The organism is Amycolatopsis sp. w19 (assembly GCF_051373225.1).
Taxonomy (GTDB): Bacteria; Actinomycetota; Actinomycetes; order Mycobacteriales; family Pseudonocardiaceae; genus Amycolatopsis; species Amycolatopsis japonica.
Window position 1 is genome coordinate 49,799 of record NZ_JBPQFM010000003.1, and the last position, 19,167, is coordinate 68,965.

The window sequence follows — 19,167 nt, forward strand, 5'->3', positions numbered from 1 at the left end:
TCGGTGGCGGCCGCTAGCCTCGCGGGGTGGTCAAGAAAGGCAGCACCTACCGCTGCGGTGAGTGCGGGTACGAGGCGCCGAAATGGGTCGGGCGCTGCCCCGAATGTCAGGCGTGGGGAACGCTCGAGGAGCGCGGCGACGCCCGCCCCGCGATAGCCAGGGTCGCGGCGGGCGCGCCCAGTGCCCCGGCACGTCCGATCGGCGAGGTCGACGTCGAGACGGCGCGCGCGAAGCCCACCGGCGTCTCCGAGCTGGACCGGGTGCTCGGCGGCGGGTTCGTGCCGGGCGCGGTCATCCTGCTCGCCGGGGAGCCCGGTGTCGGCAAGTCGACCCTCCTGCTGGAGGTCGCCTACCAGTGGGCGGCCACCGCGGGCCGCGCGCTGTACGTCACGGGCGAGGAATCGGCGGGGCAGGTGCGCCTGCGTGCCGAGCGCACCGGCAACGTCCACGACGAGATGTTCCTCGCGGCCGAGAGCGACCTCTCCGCGATCCTCGGCCACGTCGACGCGGTCAAACCGGGCGTGCTGATCGTCGACTCGGTCCAGACCATGGCCTCCCCGCAGGTGGAGGGCGCGCAGGGCGGGGTCACCCAGGTCCGCGCGGTCACCTCCGGGCTGGTCGCGCTGGCCAAGGAACGCGGGCTGCCGATCGTGCTGGTCGGCCACGTGACGAAGGACGGCTCGGTCGCCGGGCCGCGGGTGCTGGAGCATCTGGTGGACGTCGTCCTGCAGTTCGAGGGCGACAAGCATTCGACGCTGCGGATGCTGCGCGGCATCAAGAACCGCTTCGGCGCCGCCGACGAGATCGGCTGCTTCGAACTGGTCGAGGAGGGCATCGTCGGCGTGCCGGACCCGTCAGGGCTGTTCCTCAGCCACACCGCGGAGCCGGTCGCGGGCACCGCGGTCACGGTGACCATGGAGGGCAAGCGGCCGCTGCTGGGCGAGGTGCAGGCGCTGGTGTCGGCGACCCAGTCACCGCAGCCCCGGCGCGCGGTGAGCGGTCTCGATTCGGCCCGTGTCGCGATGGTGCTGGCCGTGGTGGAGAAGCGGGCGGGCATCAAGGTCGGCGACAAGGACGTCTACGTCGCGACGGTCGGCGGTATGAAGATCACCGAGCCCGGTATCGATCTCGCGGTCGTGCTGGCGCTGATGTCGTCGGCGCGGGACACGCCGCTCTCGCCCAAACTCGTCGCGATGGGCGAGGTCGGGCTCTCGGGTGAGGTCCGGCGGGTGCCGAGCGTCGGGCGGCGGCTCGCAGAGGCCGCCCGGCTCGGCTTCACGTACGCGCTGGTGCCGCCGGATTCCGGCAAGATCCCGCCGGGTATCCGGGTGCTGGAGGTGGCCGACGTCGGAAGCGCGCTCAACGCCGCGAAGCACGCCCGTTAGGGGCCGTCGTCGTCGGTGATCACCACCGAGATCGTCGTGTCGAACAGGGTCAGCCCCGGCCAGCCCTCTTCCCTGTCGTTCGCCCGGACGGCGCGGCTCCCGACGACGGCCGCCGTCGCGCGGTCGACGATGAACGTGCGTGTCCGGTCGGGCATCGTGACCGAGAACGACAACGCGGAGCGACCGTCAGGAGTGGTCACGGTCTCTAGGACGATGCCGGGCATTCTCGCGAGTGCTTTGCACAGAGCCACCCGTTGCGCGCCGAAGCCCTGGGATGAGCGAAGCACGTTGAAGGCCATCTCGAACATCTCGGGCGGCGAGTTCGGCTGTTCCGCGGGGCGGCCGTCCGGCCAGATGCCGTCGTGGCGGAGCCGCTCGGCCATCTTCCCGGGGTCGATGGGTAGTTCCGCGAGGAAGTCCGGGGCGGGTTGCGTCCAGCCGCTCTCCGACGGGAGCCGGTCCTGGGGCGGGAGGATCGGGGGTGCCGGCGACGTCGTGGTGGGGGTCGGCGGCGGCACGTCGTTCACGCTGACCGAGGACGACGGGCCCGGCAGCGCCTCACCGTTCCTCATCGCCGTCTGGTAGTCGCCCTTGACCCAGCGGATCTCGCCGGTGCCGGTGAACCGGGTCTTGAACGACTTCCAGCCAGGGACAGGGAGCCAGCGTTCGAGGATCTCGTGGGTCTGGTAGACCAGCCCGGATTTGGTGACGCGCGTGGTCCAGGTGGACTCCGTGACGAGCCGGTACTGATCGTCGCGAAGCGGGAAGTCGTCGCCGTGGAGGGATTCGAGCGCGTCTTCGTTCGGGCCGACGACCGAGTGGTCCGCGGGGGCCGGGCCGTCGCCGCCGGTGAAGGCGTTCGTCGCCACGATCCCCCCGCCGGACACCAGGGCCGCGGCCGCCGCGGCGGCGATCCATCGCCACGCGCCGGGCCGTTTCCTCGGCGGGGGCGCGAGCCTCGGGAGCAGTTCGTCCTCGACCTCGCCGGCGGCGCGCAGGAGTGCAGCCTTGGCGCGGGACAGTTCGTCCCGCCGGGTTTCCGGTTCGGCGTGGAGGCAGGCCAGCGCCTCGTCGAGTTCGGCCTCCGACCACACCTTCCTGACGCTATCGCCGTGCACTTTCGCCCTCCTCGTTCCTGCTCGATCCGTCCTTTGTGGACTCCGGTGCGTTGGCGCGCAGCCATCTCCTGATCCGGTGCAGCCGTGATCTCACCGTCCCGGCGGGAATCCCCAGCGCCTCGGCGACCTCGCCGGGATCCAGGCCCGCCCACGACACCAGCAGCAGGGTGTCGCGGTCCGCGACGCTCAGTTCGGCCAGCGCGCCCGCAAGCTGGGCCGCGCGGGACTGGGCGTCGACCCGCTCGGCGACACGGCCGTCGTGCCCGGCCGAGACCGCCTGGCCGGCGGCCGCGAGCCGGGCCGTCGCGTTGAGTGCCCTCGTCTCGGTGCGGACATGATGCCGCAGCAGGTTCGTCGCGATGCCGTAGAGCCACGCCCGCGCAGTCCCCGCCTCCGGGCGGTACGTCTCGCGTCGCCGGAGTGCCACGAGGAACGTCTCGGCGACGAGGTCGTGCGCGGTCTCCGTGCCGACGCGGCGCGCGAGATAACGCTGCAGCGGTGCCGCGTGGGCGTCGAAGAGCATGCCGAAGACGGGTGCGGGATCGGGGCCACCGAGATCGGGTCTGTCCGGTCCGCGCGAGCCGGCCTGCTCGTGATCGTCTTTCATCACCTGCACGATCGCTATTGCCCGATGGCCATCGAAGCGTTCATCCGATCCTACTTTCGTCGTGGGCCGACCGGGGAAAGCGCAGGTGAAGCCGCAGACAAAAGCCCCGGGACCGGCGATCATGTTCACTATTCACCATTCAAAAGTGAAACTGGGGAAGGATTACCATGCGTCGACTCAGGACCGTGGTCGTCGCCGCGCTCGCGGCGTCCGCCTTGATCACCGCTCCGGCGGTGGCGCTCGCCCAAGGTGAAAACGCCGTCGATGTGACGTCGATGGCCCCGCCCGCCAAGGTCGAAGGGGTCAAGGCGGCCGCGGAGCTCAACATCCAGTACCAGATCCAGGAGACCGGGTACTGGTGCGGCCCGGCCGCCACCCGGATCGCCATTTCGGCCAAGAACGGCAACCCGCCGAGCCAGCAGCAGCTCGCGAACGAACTGCCGACCAGCACCAACGGCACCGACTGGATCGGGCAGGTCACCCGCGTCCTCAACAACCACGTCGCCGGTGGCTGGTACGAGACCAAGGAGATGCCGAACGACCCGCCGACCCAGGCGCAGCGTGACCTGCTGTGGCGCGACATCGTGCTGGACGTCGACAAGGGCTACGCGATCGTCGCGAACATCGTCGCCCCGGCGAACAACCACCCGCCGGGCTACCCGAACTACACGATCTACCACTACTTCACGATCATCGGCTACAACAGCGACAACATGACGGTGAAGATCGCCGACCCGGCCAACTTCGGCGGCAACCAGATCTACTGGCTCACCTTCAACCAGCTCGCCACCTTGATCCCGCCGAAGGGCTACTCAGCCTGACCCACGCCGCGTTTCGTCCTCTGAATGCGTTACTTGCGCGCGCAAGGATCGCATTCAGAGGACGAAACGCGTGGGTTGTACGAATCTTGTACGGAATGGCCCGAAGCTGGGGACCATGCGCATCAAGACGCTCGGTCTGCTGGCCGCCTCGTTGCTGGCCCTGGTCGCCTCGCCGGCCATGGCCGCCGACGGCAACCCGCTCGAGAAGACCAACGGCTTCTACGTCGACCCGAACTCCAACCCCGCGGTCTGGGTCAAGGACCACCCGGGCAGCACCGCCGACAAGATCAAGGCCGCCATCTCCACCAAGGCGGGCGCGCGCTGGTTCGGCAACTGGAGCGGCAACATCAAGACCGCGGTCGACGGCTACACCTACGCCGCGGACGTCGCGGACAAGCTGCCGATCCTGGTCGCGTACAACATCCCCGGCCGTGACTGCGGCGGTCACTCCGGCGGCGGCGCGGGCAGCCCGGACGCCTACCGGACCTGGATCTCGAACTTCGCCGACGGCATCGGCGGCAAGCCCGCGGTCGTCGTCATCGAGCCGGACGCGCTCGCGCAGCTCGACTGCCTGCCCACCGGTGAGCGCCAGACCCGCCTCGACCTCCTCAAGTACGCCGCGGAGCAGTTCGCCGCGAAGGCCCCGAACACCTGGGCGTACATGGACGGCGGCAACTCGACCTGGATCCCCGCCGCGACCATGGCCGACCGGCTCAACGCCGTCGGGGTGAAGTCGATCCGCGGTCTCGCGATCAACGTGTCGAACTACAAGACCACCACCGACTCGGCGAACTACGGCAAGGCCGTCAGCGCCGCGCTGTCGAGCAAGTACGGCTACACCAAGCCGTTCGTGATCGACACGAGCCGCAACGGCAACGGCCCGCTGGGCTCCGAGTGGTGCAACCCGGCCGGGCGCAAGCTCGGGGCGACCTCGCAGACCGGCGGCGGCGCCGAGATGCTGCTCTGGGTCAAGGTGCCCGGCGACTCCGACGGCAAATGCGGGATCGCGCCGAACGTCGAAGCCGGTCAGTTCAGCCCCGATCTCGCCCTGCGCCTGATCAGCGGCACCTGACCGCCCCGAAAGCCCGTCGCGCCGGCTGCTCGTCTGTGACCCTCGTTCTCCCGAGAAGGCGAAGGCCACGACCCCTTGGACAGCAGCCGGCGCGACGCCTCCATTTCCCCGCTCCCGGTAGTACGGTGACCTGGGTCACATCACCGGAGCGAGGAGGACTGCGTCGTGGAGTTCCAGCTGGGGATCGGTACCAGGAAGGGCTTGTTCCTCGCCCGCAGCGAGGATCGCGAGAACTGGGAGCTCTCCGAGCCGAAGTTCCCGATGGAGGCGGTGCGCGCGGTCGCGCTGACTCCCGGCAAGGTCTACGCGGCCGCGGTCAACGAACATTTCGGACCGACGATCGCGACGTCCGAGGACTTCGGTGAAACCTGGTCCGAACCCGATCACGCCCCGGTCGCCTTCCCCGCCGACACGGAGACCGCGCTCGAAGGCATCTGGCAGATCGTGCTCGCCGGGGACGTCGTCTACGCCGGTGTCGAGCCGTCCGCGCTGTTCCGGTCCGAGGACGGCGGCGGGACCTTCGAACTCGTGCGCGGGCTGTGGGATCACGAGCACCGTCCACACTGGACGCCCGGTGGCGGCGGCCAGATGATCCACACGATTCTGCCGCATCCCACGGATTCCCGGCGGATCACCGTCGCCATGTCGACGGGCGGCGTCTACCGGACCGAGGACGGCGGCAAGAGCTGGACGGCGTCGAACCGCGGGATCAGCGCGGGATTCCTGCCCGACGAGGAACCCGAATTCGGGCAGTGCGTGCACAAGGTCGCGATGCATCCGGCACGGCCCGAACGGTTCTTCCTGCAGAACCACGGCGGTGTCTACCGCAGCGACGACGACGCGAAGACGTGGAAGTCCATCGCCGGCGGCCTGCCGAACGACTTCGGATTCGCCATGGTCGTCCATCCGACCGAGCCGGACACCGTCTACAACTTCCCCTTGGTGGCCGACGTGCTCCGGTTCCCGCCGGAGGGCCGCTGCCGCGTCTACCGCAGCGAGGACGCGGGCGAGACCTGGACAGGACTCGGGAACGGCTTGCCGGACAAGGGTTTCTACGCGGGTGTGCTCCGGGACGGCATGTGCGTCGACGCGCGGGACGGCATCTACTTCGGCACGCGATCCGGTGAAGTGTGGGCCGGCCCCGACGGGGGCGACACCTGGCACCAGGTGGCCGCGCATCTGCCGGACGTGCTGTGCGTCCGGGCCCAGGTGGTCTAGATGGTCCGGGTCCTGCTGCCCGCGATGCTGCGGTCGCTCGCGGGCGGAGAGGCGACGCTCGACGTCGACGCCCCGACGCTCGACGCGGTCCTGGACTCGCTCGGCGCCGGTTTTCCCGCTCTGGAACGGCGTTTGCGCGACGAGACGGGTGCGCTGCGGCGCTATGTGAACTTCTATGTGGACGGTGAGGAATGCCGACGGCTTGATGGGGCGAAGACCTCACTCGCCGAGGTGAAGGAAGTCCAGATCATTCCGTCGGTTGCCGGGGGCTGAAGGGAGCTTTCCCCGCATCGCCTGAGTTCCGCAGGTGTCGCGAAAGTGGCTTTCGTGACACACGCCCCGACGATGGGGCTCGCCCAGGCCTTCATCACACCCGAGCCGACCACTTCAGCCGACGTTGCGAAAGCCACTTTCGCAACCTTCAACGTTGCGAAAGTGGCTTTCGCAACACGCCACCTTTGTCCTACCCCTCAAGAGAACCGCGCAAAATCGTGCATTCCGGCATCAATCGGACGCTCAGTCGCCGGGTGATGTCGTTTGTGGACACTTGAGTCTTTGGCCTATCCCTCGGGAAAGCCGAATCGCCACTCAAGACCGAAGGAGCGACAAGGTCCGGTTCGAATCGCCAGGAGTCACGCTGACCCTTGAGAACAGAGACCGCGCCACCGAACGTCAGGAAAGGGTCGTTCAGGACGAAAAACGTCCTGAACGACCCTTTCCTGACACGTGAAGCGATCTACTGGGAAAGCAGGTTCGCGCAGCGGATCAGCCCGATGTGCGAGTACGCCTGCGGGTGGTTGCCCAGCGAGCGCTCCGCGATCGGGTCGAACTGCTCGGGCAGCAGGCCGGTCGGGCCCGCCGCGTCGACGATCTGCGTGAACAGTTCCTCGGCCTCGGTGCGGCGCCCGGTGAGCAGGTACGCCTCGATGAGCCAGGCCGCGCAGATGTGGAAACCGCCCTCGCCGCCGGGAAGACCGTCGTCGCGGCGGTACCGGTACACGGTGGACCCACTGCGCAGTTCCGCCTCGATCGCGGTCACCGTGGACTGGAACCGCGGGTCGGCCGGATCGATCAGCCCGGTCAGCCCGACGAACAGCGAAGCGGCGTCGAGGTCCGTTCCGTCGTAGGCGGTGGTAAAGGCCTGGACCTCTTCGTTCCAGCCCTTCTCCAGCACGTCCGCGGCGATCTCGTCGCGCAGCGAAGGCCACGCGCCCGGCACCGCGCGGCCGTAGACCTCGCCCAGTTTGACCGCCCGGTCGATGGTCACCCAGCACATCACCCGCGAGTACACCCGGTGGCGCGGCACGTGCCGTTCCTCCCAGATGCCGTGGTCCGGCTCGTTCCAGCGCCGCGTGACGGCCTCGGCCATCGCGCGCACCATCTGCCAGTCCTCGTCGCGCAGTTCACCGCGTGCCTCCGCCAGCGTCTGCACGAGTTCGACGACCGGGCCGAACACGTCCAGCTGCACCTGGTGGTTCGCCAGGTTGCCGACGCGGACCGGCCGAGAACCGGCGTATCCGGGCAGCGATTCGATGACCGCTTCGGCGCCGATCACGCTGCCCGCCAAGGTGTACAGCGGGTGCAGCCGTTCCGGACCGGCCAAAGTGGACAGAACGCCGTGCAGCCACCGGAGGTAGCCTTCGGCCTCTTCGGTCGAGCCGAGGTGGACCAGTTCGCGCACGGTCATGGCCGCGTCGCGGATCCAGCAGTAGCGGTAGTCCCAGTTGCGGACGCCGCCGATCTCCTCCGGCAGGGAGGACGTCGCCGCCGCGAGCACGCCACCGGTGTCGGTGTTCACCAGCCCGCGCAGGGTGAGCGCCGAGCGGCCGACGAGGTCGGTCTGGACGCTGGGCAGCTTGAGCGTCCGCGCCCAGGTGCTCCAGTAGTCGCCCGCGCGCGTCCGTCGCTCCACTTCGGACAGTTCGTGCTCGCTGAGATCCGAAGTGCCGCAACGGAGTTCGAGCACCACCGGGTTTTCCGGGGAGGGAGTGACGAGCGCCGTCGCGGTGTCGTTCATACCGTCGGAGGTGATCTCCCACTCGACGCCGGGCGAGCGCAGCGCGAACGGTTCCGAGGTGCCCTGCACCAGGATCCCGTCGCTCTGGGCGAGCAGCGTCACCGGGACGCCGCCGAATTCGGGCCGCGGCGCGAACACGATCTCCGCCGCCGTCTCACCCGAGATCACCCGGACGAGATCCGTGCGGTGCGCGGGGCTCTCCGGTTCGAGGTAGTCGGTGACGAGCAGGCGCGACCAGCGGGTCTCGACGGTCATCGTGTTCGGCAGGTAACGCTGCCCGAGCGGCAGGCCGTTGCGGTGCGGCTTGATCGAGAAGTGGCCCGCGCCGGCACCGCCGAGCAGGTCCGCGAAGATCGCGGGCGCGTCGGGGCCGGGGTGGCACAGCCAGGTCAGCCTGGCGTCCGGCGTGACCAGCGCGACCGAACGTTCGTTGGCCAGCAGGGAAAGCCGCTCGATCGGCGGGGCCTGCTCGCCGTAGAGCCAGTTGCGCCGCTCTTCGAGCAGGAACGCGAGCGCCATCGCGACGTCGACCGTGTCCGGAACCCGGTACTGGGCAAGGCTTTCGCCGTCGCCGACCTTCACGCCGAGGTCCGGGCCGGAGATCCGGGCGAACGCCTTCTCGTCGGTGACGTCGTCGCCGAGGAAGACCGCCGCCGTCGCGCCGACCTGGTGGCGCAGGGTGTCCAGCGCACGGCCCTTGTCCGTCTGGACGACCGCGAGCTCGACGACCTCCTTGCCGTCGGTCGTGGAGACGCCCTCCCATTTCGAAGGTCCATTGTGGACATCGCGGAGGACTCGCCGTCCGGCCTCGTGCTCGGCGCGGCGAACGTGCACCGCGATGCTCGCGGGCTTGACCTCGAGCGAGACGCCCGGCACGTCGAGCACCAGGTTCTCCAGCTCGGCCTCGAGCCGTCTGTGGAGTTCGCGGGCCTTGTCGTCGAGCGCGTGGATGAAGCCGATGTCGAACTCGGATCCGTGGCTGCCGACCAGGTTCACCTCGGCCGGAAGGCGGGAAAGAGTGGCGAGATCACGCAACGCGCGGCCGGAGATGACCGCGGTGGTCGTCTCGTGCAGGCCGGCCAGCGACCTGAGCGCACCTACCGATTCGGGCAGGGGACGGGCTTCGTCCGGGTTGGCCGTGATCGGAGCCAGCGTGCCGTCGTAGTCGCAGGCGACCAGCAGCCGCGGGGTGCGCGCGACCTGAACGATCGCACGCCGCAGCTCGGCGGGCAGTGCCTCGGCGGTCAACGATTTCTCCTCGGGAACTATGCGGGGTAGGGGGATCAGTCGGCCGGTTCGGCACCGAGCGCTTGGAGGAACGAGCGCGCCCAGCGGTCGACGTCATGCGTGAGGACCTGTCGACGCATGGCGCGCATACGGCGGCGTCCCTCTGCGGGGTCGAGCGTAATGGCAGTCTCCAAGGCGTTCTTCACCCCGTCCAGATCATGCGGGTTGACCAGGAGCGCACTGGTCAGCTCGGCCGCGGCGCCGGCGAACTCCGAAAGCACGAGCGAACCGCCCAGGTCGTGGCGGCAGGCGACGTACTCCTTGCAGACGAGGTTCATCCCGTCACGCAGGGGAGTGACCACCATGACGTCGGCCGCGGAGAAGAAGGCGGCCAGCTCCGTCCGGTTCACGGACTGATGCAGATAATGCACGACCGGGTGACCCACGCGCGCGAATTCGCCGTTGATCCGCCCGACCATCTGCTCGATGTCGCCGCGCATCCGCTGGTAGTGCTCGACGCGCTCGCGGCTCGGCGTGGCCAGCTGGACGAACGTCACGTCCTCCGGACGGACGCGGCCTTCGTGCAGCAACTCGTGCAGCGCCTGCAGCCGCAGGTCGATGCCCTTGGTGTAGTCGAGCCGGTCGACGCCGAGCAGGACCTTCTTCGGGTTGCCCAGGTCACGGCGCAGCTGGGCGGCGCGTTCGGCGACGCCCTTGGTCTTGGCGAGTTTGTCGAGGCCGATGGCGTCGATGGAGATCGGGAACGCGCCGACCCGCACCGTGCGGTCGCCGACCTGCATCAGGCCGGGGCGGGTGCGGATGCCGACCGCGCCGCGGCTGGATTCGAGACCGGCCAGCTGCCGCGCCAGCCAGAGGAAGTTCTGCGCGCCACCCGGCCGGTGGAATCCGACGAGGTCGGCCCCGACCAGGCCACGGACGATCTCCGTCCGCCACGGCATCTGCATGAACAACTCGACCGGGGGGAACGGGATGTGCAGGAAGAACCCGATCCGGAGATCGGGACGCAGTTCGCGGAGCATCGCCGGGACCAGCTGCAGCTGGTAGTCCTGGATCCACACGGTCGCGCCCTCGGCGGCGACCTTGGCGCTCGCCTCGGCGAAGCGCCGGTTCACCCGGACGTAGGACTCCCACCAGCTCCGGTCGAACACGGGCCGCGCCACCACGTCGTGGTACAGCGGCCAGAGCGTCGCGTTGGAGAAGCCCTCGTAGTAGTCACGGACGTCGTCCGACGTCAGGGAGACCGGGTGCAGCACCAGGCCGTCGTCGTCGAACTCCTCGACGTCGACGTCGGGCACACCCGGCCACCCGACCCAGGCTCCCTTGCGCGACCGCAGGAACGGCTCGAGCGCCGACACCAGTCCGCCGGGGCTCGCCGTCCAGCGCCTGCTCCCGTCGGCGGTCCGTTCGAGGTCCACCGGTAGCCGGTTCGCCACCACCACGAAATCCGCGGAGGCCGTTCTGCTCGTCTCGGCAATCACATCGTCCACCAGCCGCTCCCTCGAATCGCGGGTCGCTGCCCTAAGCGGAAACCCTATCGCGCGAGGAGGCCACGGCCCGTCGCCGAGCGATCACTCCAAGCGTCGTTCGGCGGGTTCCAGCGGACCCGCCATCCGCGGCCCGGCGAATTTGCGTTCCAGCCTGCCGAGCCCCGTGCGCACCGGCTGCGCCAGGTATTCGCCGAGTACCACACCCGCTGCCAGGGCAAGCCCGATCGCGACCGCGGTCATCAGCGTCGAGATGTTCCCGCCGGGCTCGACGCCCAATTGGTATAGACCACGATAGGTGGAGAGACCGGGGAGGAGGGGCGTGATGCCGGACACAGCCACCACGAGCGGCGTCACCTTGAGGCGCCTGGCGAGCACGCCGCCGCAGAAACCGACCAGCGTCGCGGCGACCGCGGAGGAGCTGACGGCCTGGAAGTCGGTCAGCATCAACGCGCCGTACACGGCGCCGCCGATCGCCCCGGCCGCTCCCGCGACGATCATCGCGCGCAGGGTCGAATACGAGGCGAGCGCGAAGCAGGCCGACGCGCCGACGCTGCCGATGATGATGATCGGCAGCTGTTGCGGCGTCGAGGAAACGACCTCGGGCAGCGGCGTCAGCGGCAGGCCGAGCAGTACCGCGATCTTCAGCGCGAGCACCACGCCCGCGATCAGCCCGGCGCTCATCAGCGCGGTCTCGGTCGTGCGCCCGGCCGCCGTGACGTAGTAGCCGGTGATGGCGTCCTGCACGGCGGAAACCGTGGAGAGCCCGGACAGCAGCACGGTGACGGCCGCCGCGACGACCAGCGTGGGTTTGTCCGTGGTGAGCAGGTTGCTGCTGACTATCGCCATCGCGGACAACGTCGCGACCAGGCCGCCGATCACCTGCTGGAAGAAGAACGGCAGCGCGAAGCGGTTCAAGAACCGGCCGAGCCGGTCGATGACCGCGCTGATCACCAGCGCGACCAGCGCGACGTCGATGCTGCCGCCGAGGATCAGGGTGATGAACGCGGCCAGCCCGCCCCAAGCGGCCGTGGCCACCCAACGGGGGTACGGGTGCGGCGCGGTCGTGATCCGCTGCAGTTCCTGCTGGGCCTCCTCGGCGCCGATGTTGCCGCGGACGATCCGGCGGACCAGGGTCTCGGTCTGGGTCAGCCGCGTGTAGTCGAGGCTGCGCGAACGGACCACGCGCAGCGCCGTGACCGGGGCCATGTCGGTGCCGCGGTGACAGGTCACCGTGATCGACGTGAAGATCACGTCGACCTCGCAGTGCGGGAGGCCGAGCGCGGAGGTCAGCGCGATGATCGTCGCGGTGACGTCGGAGGCGCCGGCGCCGCTCGACATCTGGACCTCGCCGATGCGCAGAACGAGATCCAGGACGAAGTTGACCGTCGTGTCGTCCGGCGGCTGCGGGCCCATCGCCTCTTCGACGTCGACGGCGGGCTGCTCGGCCGTCGGCGCTTCGAGGATCTGCCAGGCGCGGCGGCGCAGCAGATTCGGCCGGTGCGAGCGAGTCTGGGGGATCGATCGCTCTCCGTCACGCTGGCGCGGCGCTTCCAGCAGCCATTCGCCACGTTCGGGTGTTTCGTCCTGGTTCTTTTCGGCACTGTGCCCGCTCTGTTCGCCGCGCTGGGCTCCCTTGGTGTGCTCGTTGATCTTCATGATCGATCCACCTCCTCACTCTGGTTCGAGGGACTTTCCCGAGGAGCATCGGGGCCGGTGCCTCGACCGTTGCAGGAAACCCGAAGTGGCGTCCGCCACGTCGGAGGAAGATCATCGCGACCTCGCCGGTTTACGGCACACTGCATGCCATGGCGTCCTCTGTGAGCAGGCGTTCCGTTCTTCGCGCGGCCGGTGTGACAGCTGCCGGAACCGCGGCGACATTCACCCTTTCGGGTGCATCTAGCGGGGCGGAAGCCCCGGTTTTCGCGCACGGGGTCGCCTCGGGTGACCCCATGCCCGATTCGGTCCTTCTCTGGACCCGGGTCACGCCTTCGCCCGAGGCCGCTCCGGGATCCGGAAAAGGGGCGGCGGTGGACGTCCGGTGGGAGGTGGCCGAGGACGCCGGATTCACCCGCGTCGTCGCTCGCGGTCACCTTCGGACCGGCCCGGAACGCGACCACACGGTGAAGGTGACGGCCGGCGGGCTGTGCGCGTCGACCGGGTACTGGTACCGGTTCACGTCTCAGGGGAAGGTCTCGCGGACCGGCCGGACCCGCACGGCGCCTCCGCGCGACGAGGACGTCGAGAGCCTGCGCTTCGGCGTGGTCTCGTGTGCGAACTGGGCTGTCGGTCACTTCGCCCCCTACGGCTATCTGGCCGGCCGCGACGATCTGGACGCCTTCATTCACCTGGGTGACTACCTCTACGAAGGGAATCCCAACCCTGCGGGTGATCTCCGGCTTTCGGTACCGCCCAACGAGTTGATCACCCTGGCGGACTACCGGCAACGTCACGCGATGTACAAGACCGACGAGCACCTGCGGCGGCTCCACGCCCGGCATCCGATGATCGCGACCTGGGACGACCACGAGGCCGCCGACAACGCCTGGTCGGGTGGATCGCCGTCACACGACCCGGCGACCGAGGGCGACTGGGCGGACCGGATGCGGGCCGCGCACCGGGCGTACTTCGAATGGATGCCGGTGCGGCATCGCGGCGACCGGCTGTACCGGCGGCTGAAGTTCGGGACGCTGGCCGACCTGACCATGCTGGACCTGCGGACGTACCGGACGCGGCAACCCGGCCCGGTCTCGGCGGAGGACACCATCCTCGGCGTCGATCAGCGGCAGTGGTTCCTGGACGGCCTCGCGCGCGGGACCGCGTCCTGGAACCTGATCGGGAACTCGGTGATGGTCACGCCCATCGAGATTCCCGCGCTGCCCACGCGCGAACGGCTCGCGCTCGACGACCTGCTCGACGGCCAGCCGACCACGGTCAACACCGACCAATGGGACGGCTACACCGCCGACCGCCGCCGCGTCCTCGACACCATCGCCGCGCAAGGCCGGGGCAACACGGTGTTCCTGACCGGCGACGTCCACTCGTCGTGGGCGAACGACGTGCCGCGAGACGGAGCGAGCGTCGCCGTCGAGTTCGTCTGCCCGTCGGTCACCTCGGACAACATCGACGAGCAGCTCGGCGTCCCGCCGCGGACCGGCTCGCTGAAGGTCGAAGCCGCGATCCGCGCGCTGAACCCGCACGTGCGCTTCGTGGAACTCGACTCGCACGGTCCGGGCGTCCTCGAAGTGACCCCGGACGCCGTCCGGATGAACTGGTACTACGTCGCCGACCGCCGGGACCCGGCGACCGCCGTGACGTTCGCGCACGCCTTCCGGACGGTGGCCGGGGACCCGCGGGTGCGCCCTGCGGAGCGCTGAACGGGCGCCGATATACTGGCCCTGCCCAGGCTGTCCTGGGCGAGGCCGCAATAGCTCAGCTGGTAGAGCATCTGTCTTGTAAACAGAAGGTCAGGGGTTCGAGCCCCCTTTGCGGCTCCCTTCCACCACCGTCCTCAGGTCGCCGCTTCGCCGGGGTCGGCGACGGCATTCGGTGTCGCGTGATTTGAGTCGGCGGGGCCGGTGGTGGGGTGAAGGCTCCCTTCGCTGCGTCTAATGCGGTGAAGGGCGCCTTCGGCCCCAAGGTGAGCGCGGCGAAGGGCGAATCAGGCCTTCAAGGCGGCAGTCGCGGCCGCTTCGCGCGCCGGGCGGATCCGGGTCAGCTGCACGAGGCTGAAGCCGAACAGCAGGGCTCCGAGCGGGACGTGAACCGCCGTCACGTGCGCGATCCCGAGGAACACCTGCACCAGCGTGAGACCGAGGAACACGGCCGCGGGCAGGATCGGTTTGGCGGAGCCGCCGCCCGGGCGCCACACGAGGATCGCGATGAGCACGTGCAGCGTCGCGACGACGAACAGCGTGTAGGCCGTGGCGCTGTGCAGGGTGTGGCCACTCGGCACGGTCAGCAGGAGCCCGGCGGAGATCGGGGTGAGGAAGACGGCCAGGGTCTGCCCGGCGATCGCGACGCGCAACGGGGTCGGCATGTGAACTCCTTCGAGTGGACGTGTCACCACGTGGACGAGGGAGCCGCCGGAAACGTGACAGGGCGTTCGCGGGCCCCACGGCCGCGGTCGGCCAGTGCCGATCCGATGGCGCAGCGGATCGAGCGGCTGGGCGCCAGGCTTAGGACGGCTGCCCGCCTTCGAACGTCAGCTCCCTCGATGGTGTCGGTCACGCCGGCCAGCGGCGGGGAAGGTCGCGGGCGTCTGGTCGTTGTAAAGCAAGTCTGACGTTCGCCGGCGCGCGGGTGATCCGCCGAGTTCGCGATGGTGGTCGCGAATCTTGACACTCGAACCACGATGGCGCGGAGTGGACTCACGAATTTGCTCGGCGACAAGACGGTTCAGTACCTCGTGAGACGCATGCGGATGCAGCATCCGGAGCATGGTCATGTGCAACTCTTCGAGAGCCGAGTTGCGAGCCATGAGATCGAGAAAGTCTTCACGAAGCCTTTCATGTTCACCGGCGCGGCGTCGTTGATGGGCCGTAGCGCTTTGATGGGCGGCGATCTCCTCTTCGAGTTGCTCGACCTGTTCTTCGAGGCGGCGGCAGGCACGGGTTTTCATGTCCAGCAACACTTTGAGGACGTGGACCTCCTGGAGAAGAACATCGCTCTGCCGGTATGCCGCTTCGGTGCCCTTTGGTACGGGTGGCAGGGGTTCTTCATCGTCGCGGTTGCGCAAAAGTGTTCTCGGAGACGATATTTCGTCAGGGGAGAACGCCGAGATGAAACGTCGGATGGTCGCCACGGTGACCGAGGACTGCTTGGCCCAGAGAGGGCGGCGGATGGCGCCTTCATATTCGGCGGAGGGAGTATCCTTAAGGGTCGCGTCGCAGTACAAACCTGCCGCGAACGCCACGAAGTCGGGCAATTTTTCGGGGACGACCCAAACCCGCAGGGTGTCGGTGATGCGCTCCCACGAGGGGATACGTACCGCGGATTTACCGAGCCATTTGCTGATCAGGCTGCGCAGGTCTGTGATCGTCTTGCCATAGGCCCAATGGCCGTCCTGATCGGCGTATGTGGCGACCAGCCGTTCATAGGTTCCGGTCAGGCTGCCGAAGTCGTCGCTGAGGACGACGATCAAGAACAAGATGAGGCGACGCTGTTCCGGTGTCAACTGATCGGCATGTGTGAAATCGTCAGTGGAGTCGAGGCCGCTCAAGACAGTTCTGCCGCGTCGGCTTGGCCGAGTGGGCACGATCGTGCTCATGGTGACGGGCACTACCGTCATCCCGGTCGTCATTCGATCCCCTCTCGATGCGCAACTTTTCGCGCACCTCGCCAGGCCACGGGCCGGCACTTGCTTCCCTGGTGACTGCCTTGAGCCACAGCGGCTCAGACTTGCGCGGAGAAGAACCCCCGTAACTCTCCGGATCACTTCCCGATGCGGGCACGTGATCGTCCGCCAAGGCTACTTATGTCAGTGCAAACACCCAAAAAAGTTCCCCCATTCGTGTCTTCTTCAACTGTTACGCATGGCTTCAGCGCACTCTGTGCGCATTGAAGCGCTCAGATGCGAAAATAGTCGAAGTATTTTGCGCGGGCCCGCTCGTCCCAGCGGCGTAGTCGCGACTTCTGGGGACAGGCCGACCGAAGATCGAATTCGTCGTCACGATGTCGCGGTGGCGAGGCAAGGTGCCGGGCCTCGGGTGGCGTTTGCGCGAACGGGGTACCCGAGGCCCGGCTTCTCGGATACTCACCCGCGTCACAGGCCTGAACCGAGAAGGTGGCAGCGCTGCGGCGACTGGTGCTTGCCGACATCGCGCCGTGGGTTATCTAAACGCCGATCGCCTCGAATGGCCAGGCGTGAGCAAGTGATGCTCGGCGACCGTGGTGCGGATAACGGAGCCGCCCAGCGTGTTGAGCTGCGCATTGTTTTCGGAGGGCCTTGACGGCGACTAAACGGCGAGTAGTCCAGCTCACATCCGGTGGTGGTGTTGAATACTTGCCGCGCTGGGGGCACAAAAAGTTCCGGACAGACACGGACGCTCGACACGTCGCATTGGCTTGTGGACCCAGGCGGGCCTCGGCTTGAATCGTGTGTCAGCGAGTCGGGCCTCCGTCGGCGTCTGGCTTGGGGTGCGCGCCCCTGATGTCGACGAACCCGGATCGCGGAGCATCTTGAATTCTCACCCGCGTCTTAGGTGAATCGATATGGAAGGTTTTCTCATGCAGTTCCCCCTGTCTCCACAGCCACGTCGTTGCTGCCGGACCGGCAGTCGCAGTGGTGCGGTCCTGGCCATGGCGACCATGGGATTCACGGTTGTTCTCCTTCGGCAGGGGCTGGACGCCGCGACCGCCGCCGCGCTCGCTGTCGGCGTTCTCGTCGGCGCCCTGCGGGCCGCTCGGGCGACCATCATGTCGCCACCACGGGCCGAGGGCGTCGTCAATCCCTCGTGAGCGGCGACCTCGACCCGGCCGCGGTCGCGCTGCGAAATCTCCATCGGGAGATGCGCACTCTGCCGGTCAACGACTACATGTCGCGAATCCAGGCTTCGCTCCCCGGTATGCCGAGCGGGGTCCTTGCTTCTGCTTGGAACCCGGACGCCGAGGAATTGCTCGATGTCACGGTCTATATCGGGATCGTTCGTGCCTGCTCCGGCTCGGATGAGCAGATTCTGCGTTTCGCGCGTCTCCATCGAATCGCCAAGGATGCTCGCGATGGGCTCGCCTCGTCGTCGGACCCCGGTGAGGCGAATACGATATTTCACCTGCGTGAAACCGACCATGCGCCGGAGGTGTATCCCGACCGCAACTATTTACTTGAGCGAATCGATTCGCAGGCCGCTTTCGTCGACTACCTGGACAGCTTGATCCGTCGCAGTGGCCTGTCCTATCGCAAGATCGCTGAGGATACAAAGCGACGCGACTGGAAGAATGCGATCTCGAAAAGCTCATTGCACGAGGTCATCCGTCGTCGGCGCTTCATTGTCAATGAAAAACAGATCCGGAACCTGATCACGGTGGTGTTGAGTACTTTCGTTTCTCGTGCTGCCCTTGATGAACGCGTGGAGGAAACCATGGATACCTGGCGGCGCTTGCTGCGCGACGAGATGCCACTGATCCCTATCTCGGCCCCCGGTGCTCCCATCACACTGGAGGAGGTTTTGAAGGTGCTCAGGCGCGAGGAGCTCAACGCCATAAACCGTGGAGACATCTCTTTTCGTGGTCTGGCCGATGCTCAGCGGGCCCTGCGTCGTCACTTCAAGTCTTGGGTGTGATGGAGGTGGTGATGGTTCCCCTGTGACCATTGCTTGACATGCAGCCATGTGGCTGCCTAATCTGCAAAGGCAGCCGCGAGGCTGCATATCAGGGAGAGCGGCATGGACGAGGTCTTCAAGGCGCTGGCCGACGCGAGCAGGCGGCGGTTGCTCGACGACCTGAACGCCCGCAACGGGCAGACCCTGCGCGAGCTGTGCGCGGGGCTGGACATGGCGCGGCAGTCGGTCAGCAAGCATCTGGCCGTGCTGGAAGCGGCGAATCTGGTGACCACGGTGTGGCGTGGCCGCGAGAAGTTGCACTACGTGAACGCGGAGCCGATCAACGCGATCGCCGAGCGCTGGATCGACCGGTACCACCAGGGCCGGGTCGACGCGCTCGCCGACCTCAAGAAGGCATTGGAGCGGGAACCCATGAGCACCGACGAATTCGTGTACACCAGCTACATCAGGACGACGCCGGAGCGGCTTTGGCAGGCGCTCACCGATCCGGTCTTCACGAAGCAGTACTGGGGTTGCGAGTTCACCTCGGACTGGAAGGCCGGGTCGACGATGGCCTGGGAGCAGCTCGGCGTGAAGCTGGAGGATCCCGAGCAGGTCGTCCTCGAGTCCGACCCGTATCGGCGGCTGTCCTACACCTGGCACACCTTCACTCCGGAGTTCGCCAAGTCGGTCGGGCTCGACGACGACGTGTCGGCGAAGCTCCAGGCCGAGTCGCGGTCGAAGGTGACGTTCGACCTCGAACCCGTCGGCGACACGGTGAAGCTGACCGTGGTGCACGACGGTTTCGACCAGGGCAGCACCGCGCTGGAGATGGTCAAGGGCGGCTGGCCGTCGATCCTGTCGAGCCTCAAATCGCTGCTGGAGACCGGCGAGCCGCTGCCCGAACCCGCGTAACCCGGTCGACCCGGCCCTCGCGA

The 19,167-nt window shown here is 67.9% G+C and carries 16 protein-coding genes and 1 tRNA gene; 10 read left to right on the forward strand and 7 right to left on the reverse strand.

What is annotated here, in order from left to right:
- Positions 1 to 26: 26 nt before the first annotated feature.
- Entirely contained in the window at positions 27 to 1,385 is a 1,359-nt protein-coding gene (gene radA, locus ACSMFO_RS07820) for a DNA repair protein RadA (RefSeq protein WP_436457713.1), read from the forward strand.
- On the opposite strand, the gene ACSMFO_RS07825 is transcribed toward radA, so the two are convergent.
- Both ACSMFO_RS07825 and ACSMFO_RS07830 read right to left on the reverse strand, forming a co-directional pair.
- Positions 1,382 to 2,503: a CU044_5270 family protein gene (locus ACSMFO_RS07825; RefSeq protein WP_436457715.1), complete on the reverse strand. Its 1,122-nt coding sequence runs from the start codon at positions 2,501 to 2,503 to the stop codon at positions 1,382 to 1,384. The two genes, radA and ACSMFO_RS07825, sit on opposite strands and share 4 nt — an antisense overlap.
- Entirely contained in the window at positions 2,490 to 3,119 is a 630-nt protein-coding gene (locus tag ACSMFO_RS07830; protein ID WP_037335389.1) for an RNA polymerase sigma factor, read from the reverse strand. The genes ACSMFO_RS07825 and ACSMFO_RS07830 overlap by 14 nt, the downstream gene beginning before the upstream one ends.
- A 158-nt stretch (positions 3,120 to 3,277) precedes the next feature.
- Here ACSMFO_RS07830 and ACSMFO_RS07835 point away from each other — a divergent pair, with 158 nt between their 5' ends.
- The 4 genes from ACSMFO_RS07835 to ACSMFO_RS07850 all read left to right on the forward strand — a co-directional run bounded on the left by ACSMFO_RS07835 (position 3,278) and on the right by ACSMFO_RS07850 (position 6,494).
- Positions 3,278 to 3,931 (forward strand): C39 family peptidase, encoded by a 654-nt coding sequence (locus ACSMFO_RS07835; protein WP_360125130.1) that lies wholly within the window; start codon positions 3,278 to 3,280, stop codon positions 3,929 to 3,931.
- Positions 3,932 to 4,046: 115 nt separating this feature from the next.
- Positions 4,047 to 5,003: a glycoside hydrolase family 6 protein gene (locus ACSMFO_RS07840; RefSeq protein ID WP_038520715.1), complete on the forward strand. Its 957-nt coding sequence runs from the start codon at positions 4,047 to 4,049 to the stop codon at positions 5,001 to 5,003.
- 165 nt (positions 5,004 to 5,168) lie between these two features.
- Positions 5,169 to 6,221 (forward strand): sialidase family protein, encoded by a 1,053-nt coding sequence (locus ACSMFO_RS07845; RefSeq protein ID WP_038520713.1) that lies wholly within the window; start codon positions 5,169 to 5,171, stop codon positions 6,219 to 6,221.
- Positions 6,222 to 6,494, forward strand: a complete 273-nt coding sequence (locus ACSMFO_RS07850) for a MoaD/ThiS family protein (protein WP_038520710.1) — start codon at positions 6,222 to 6,224, stop codon at positions 6,492 to 6,494.
- A 463-nt stretch (positions 6,495 to 6,957) separates the two neighbouring features.
- Here ACSMFO_RS07850 and otsB read toward each other — a convergent pair whose 3' ends face one another.
- From otsB to ACSMFO_RS07865, 3 genes are all read right to left on the reverse strand, one after another.
- The gene (otsB, locus tag ACSMFO_RS07855; RefSeq protein WP_436457717.1) at positions 6,958 to 9,486 is read right to left on the reverse strand and encodes a trehalose-phosphatase; all 2,529 of its coding nucleotides are present in this window, start codon (positions 9,484 to 9,486) and stop codon (positions 6,958 to 6,960) included.
- Positions 9,487 to 9,521: 35 nt separating this feature from the next.
- Positions 9,522 to 10,973: an alpha,alpha-trehalose-phosphate synthase (UDP-forming) gene (locus tag ACSMFO_RS07860; RefSeq protein ID WP_038520705.1), complete on the reverse strand. Its 1,452-nt coding sequence runs from the start codon at positions 10,971 to 10,973 to the stop codon at positions 9,522 to 9,524.
- A gap of 81 nt (positions 10,974 to 11,054) precedes the next feature.
- Positions 11,055 to 12,629, reverse strand: coding sequence for a threonine/serine ThrE exporter family protein (locus ACSMFO_RS07865; RefSeq protein WP_436457720.1), 1,575 nt, complete (start codon positions 12,627 to 12,629; stop codon positions 11,055 to 11,057).
- 149 nt (positions 12,630 to 12,778) lie between these two features.
- Between ACSMFO_RS07865 and ACSMFO_RS07870 the strand changes: the two genes are divergently transcribed.
- Positions 12,779 to 14,347 carry an alkaline phosphatase D family protein gene (locus tag ACSMFO_RS07870; protein ID WP_436457721.1) on the forward strand — a complete coding sequence of 523 codons (1,569 nt, stop codon included), beginning with the start codon at positions 12,779 to 12,781 and terminating at the stop codon, positions 14,345 to 14,347.
- Positions 14,348 to 14,391: 44 nt separating this feature from the next.
- Positions 14,392 to 14,464, forward strand: a tRNA-Thr gene (locus ACSMFO_RS07875).
- Between the two features lie 167 nt (positions 14,465 to 14,631).
- Here ACSMFO_RS07875 and ACSMFO_RS07880 read toward each other — a convergent pair.
- Positions 14,632 to 15,009 carry a hypothetical protein gene (locus ACSMFO_RS07880; RefSeq protein WP_436457723.1) on the reverse strand — a complete coding sequence of 126 codons (378 nt, stop codon included), beginning with the start codon at positions 15,007 to 15,009 and terminating at the stop codon, positions 14,632 to 14,634.
- A gap of 165 nt (positions 15,010 to 15,174) precedes the next feature.
- Positions 15,175 to 16,272, reverse strand: coding sequence for a hypothetical protein (locus ACSMFO_RS07885; RefSeq protein WP_436457724.1), 1,098 nt, complete (start codon positions 16,270 to 16,272; stop codon positions 15,175 to 15,177).
- A 1,007-nt stretch (positions 16,273 to 17,279) separates the two neighbouring features.
- On the opposite strand from ACSMFO_RS07885, the gene ACSMFO_RS07890 reads away from it, so the two are divergent.
- The 3 genes from ACSMFO_RS07890 to ACSMFO_RS07900 all read left to right on the forward strand — a co-directional run bounded on the left by ACSMFO_RS07890 (position 17,280) and on the right by ACSMFO_RS07900 (position 19,144).
- Positions 17,280 to 17,429: a hypothetical protein gene (locus tag ACSMFO_RS07890; protein ID WP_436457726.1), complete on the forward strand. Its 150-nt coding sequence runs from the start codon at positions 17,280 to 17,282 to the stop codon at positions 17,427 to 17,429.
- On the forward strand, positions 17,426 to 18,250 hold the full coding sequence (locus ACSMFO_RS07895) for a hypothetical protein (RefSeq protein ID WP_436457728.1): 825 nt from the start codon (positions 17,426 to 17,428) through the stop codon (positions 18,248 to 18,250). The genes ACSMFO_RS07890 and ACSMFO_RS07895 overlap by 4 nt, the downstream gene beginning before the upstream one ends.
- 102 nt (positions 18,251 to 18,352) lie before the next feature.
- Positions 18,353 to 19,144, forward strand: a complete 792-nt coding sequence (locus ACSMFO_RS07900) for an ArsR/SmtB family transcription factor (protein ID WP_436457730.1) — start codon at positions 18,353 to 18,355, stop codon at positions 19,142 to 19,144.
- Positions 19,145 to 19,167: the final 23 nt, after the last annotated feature.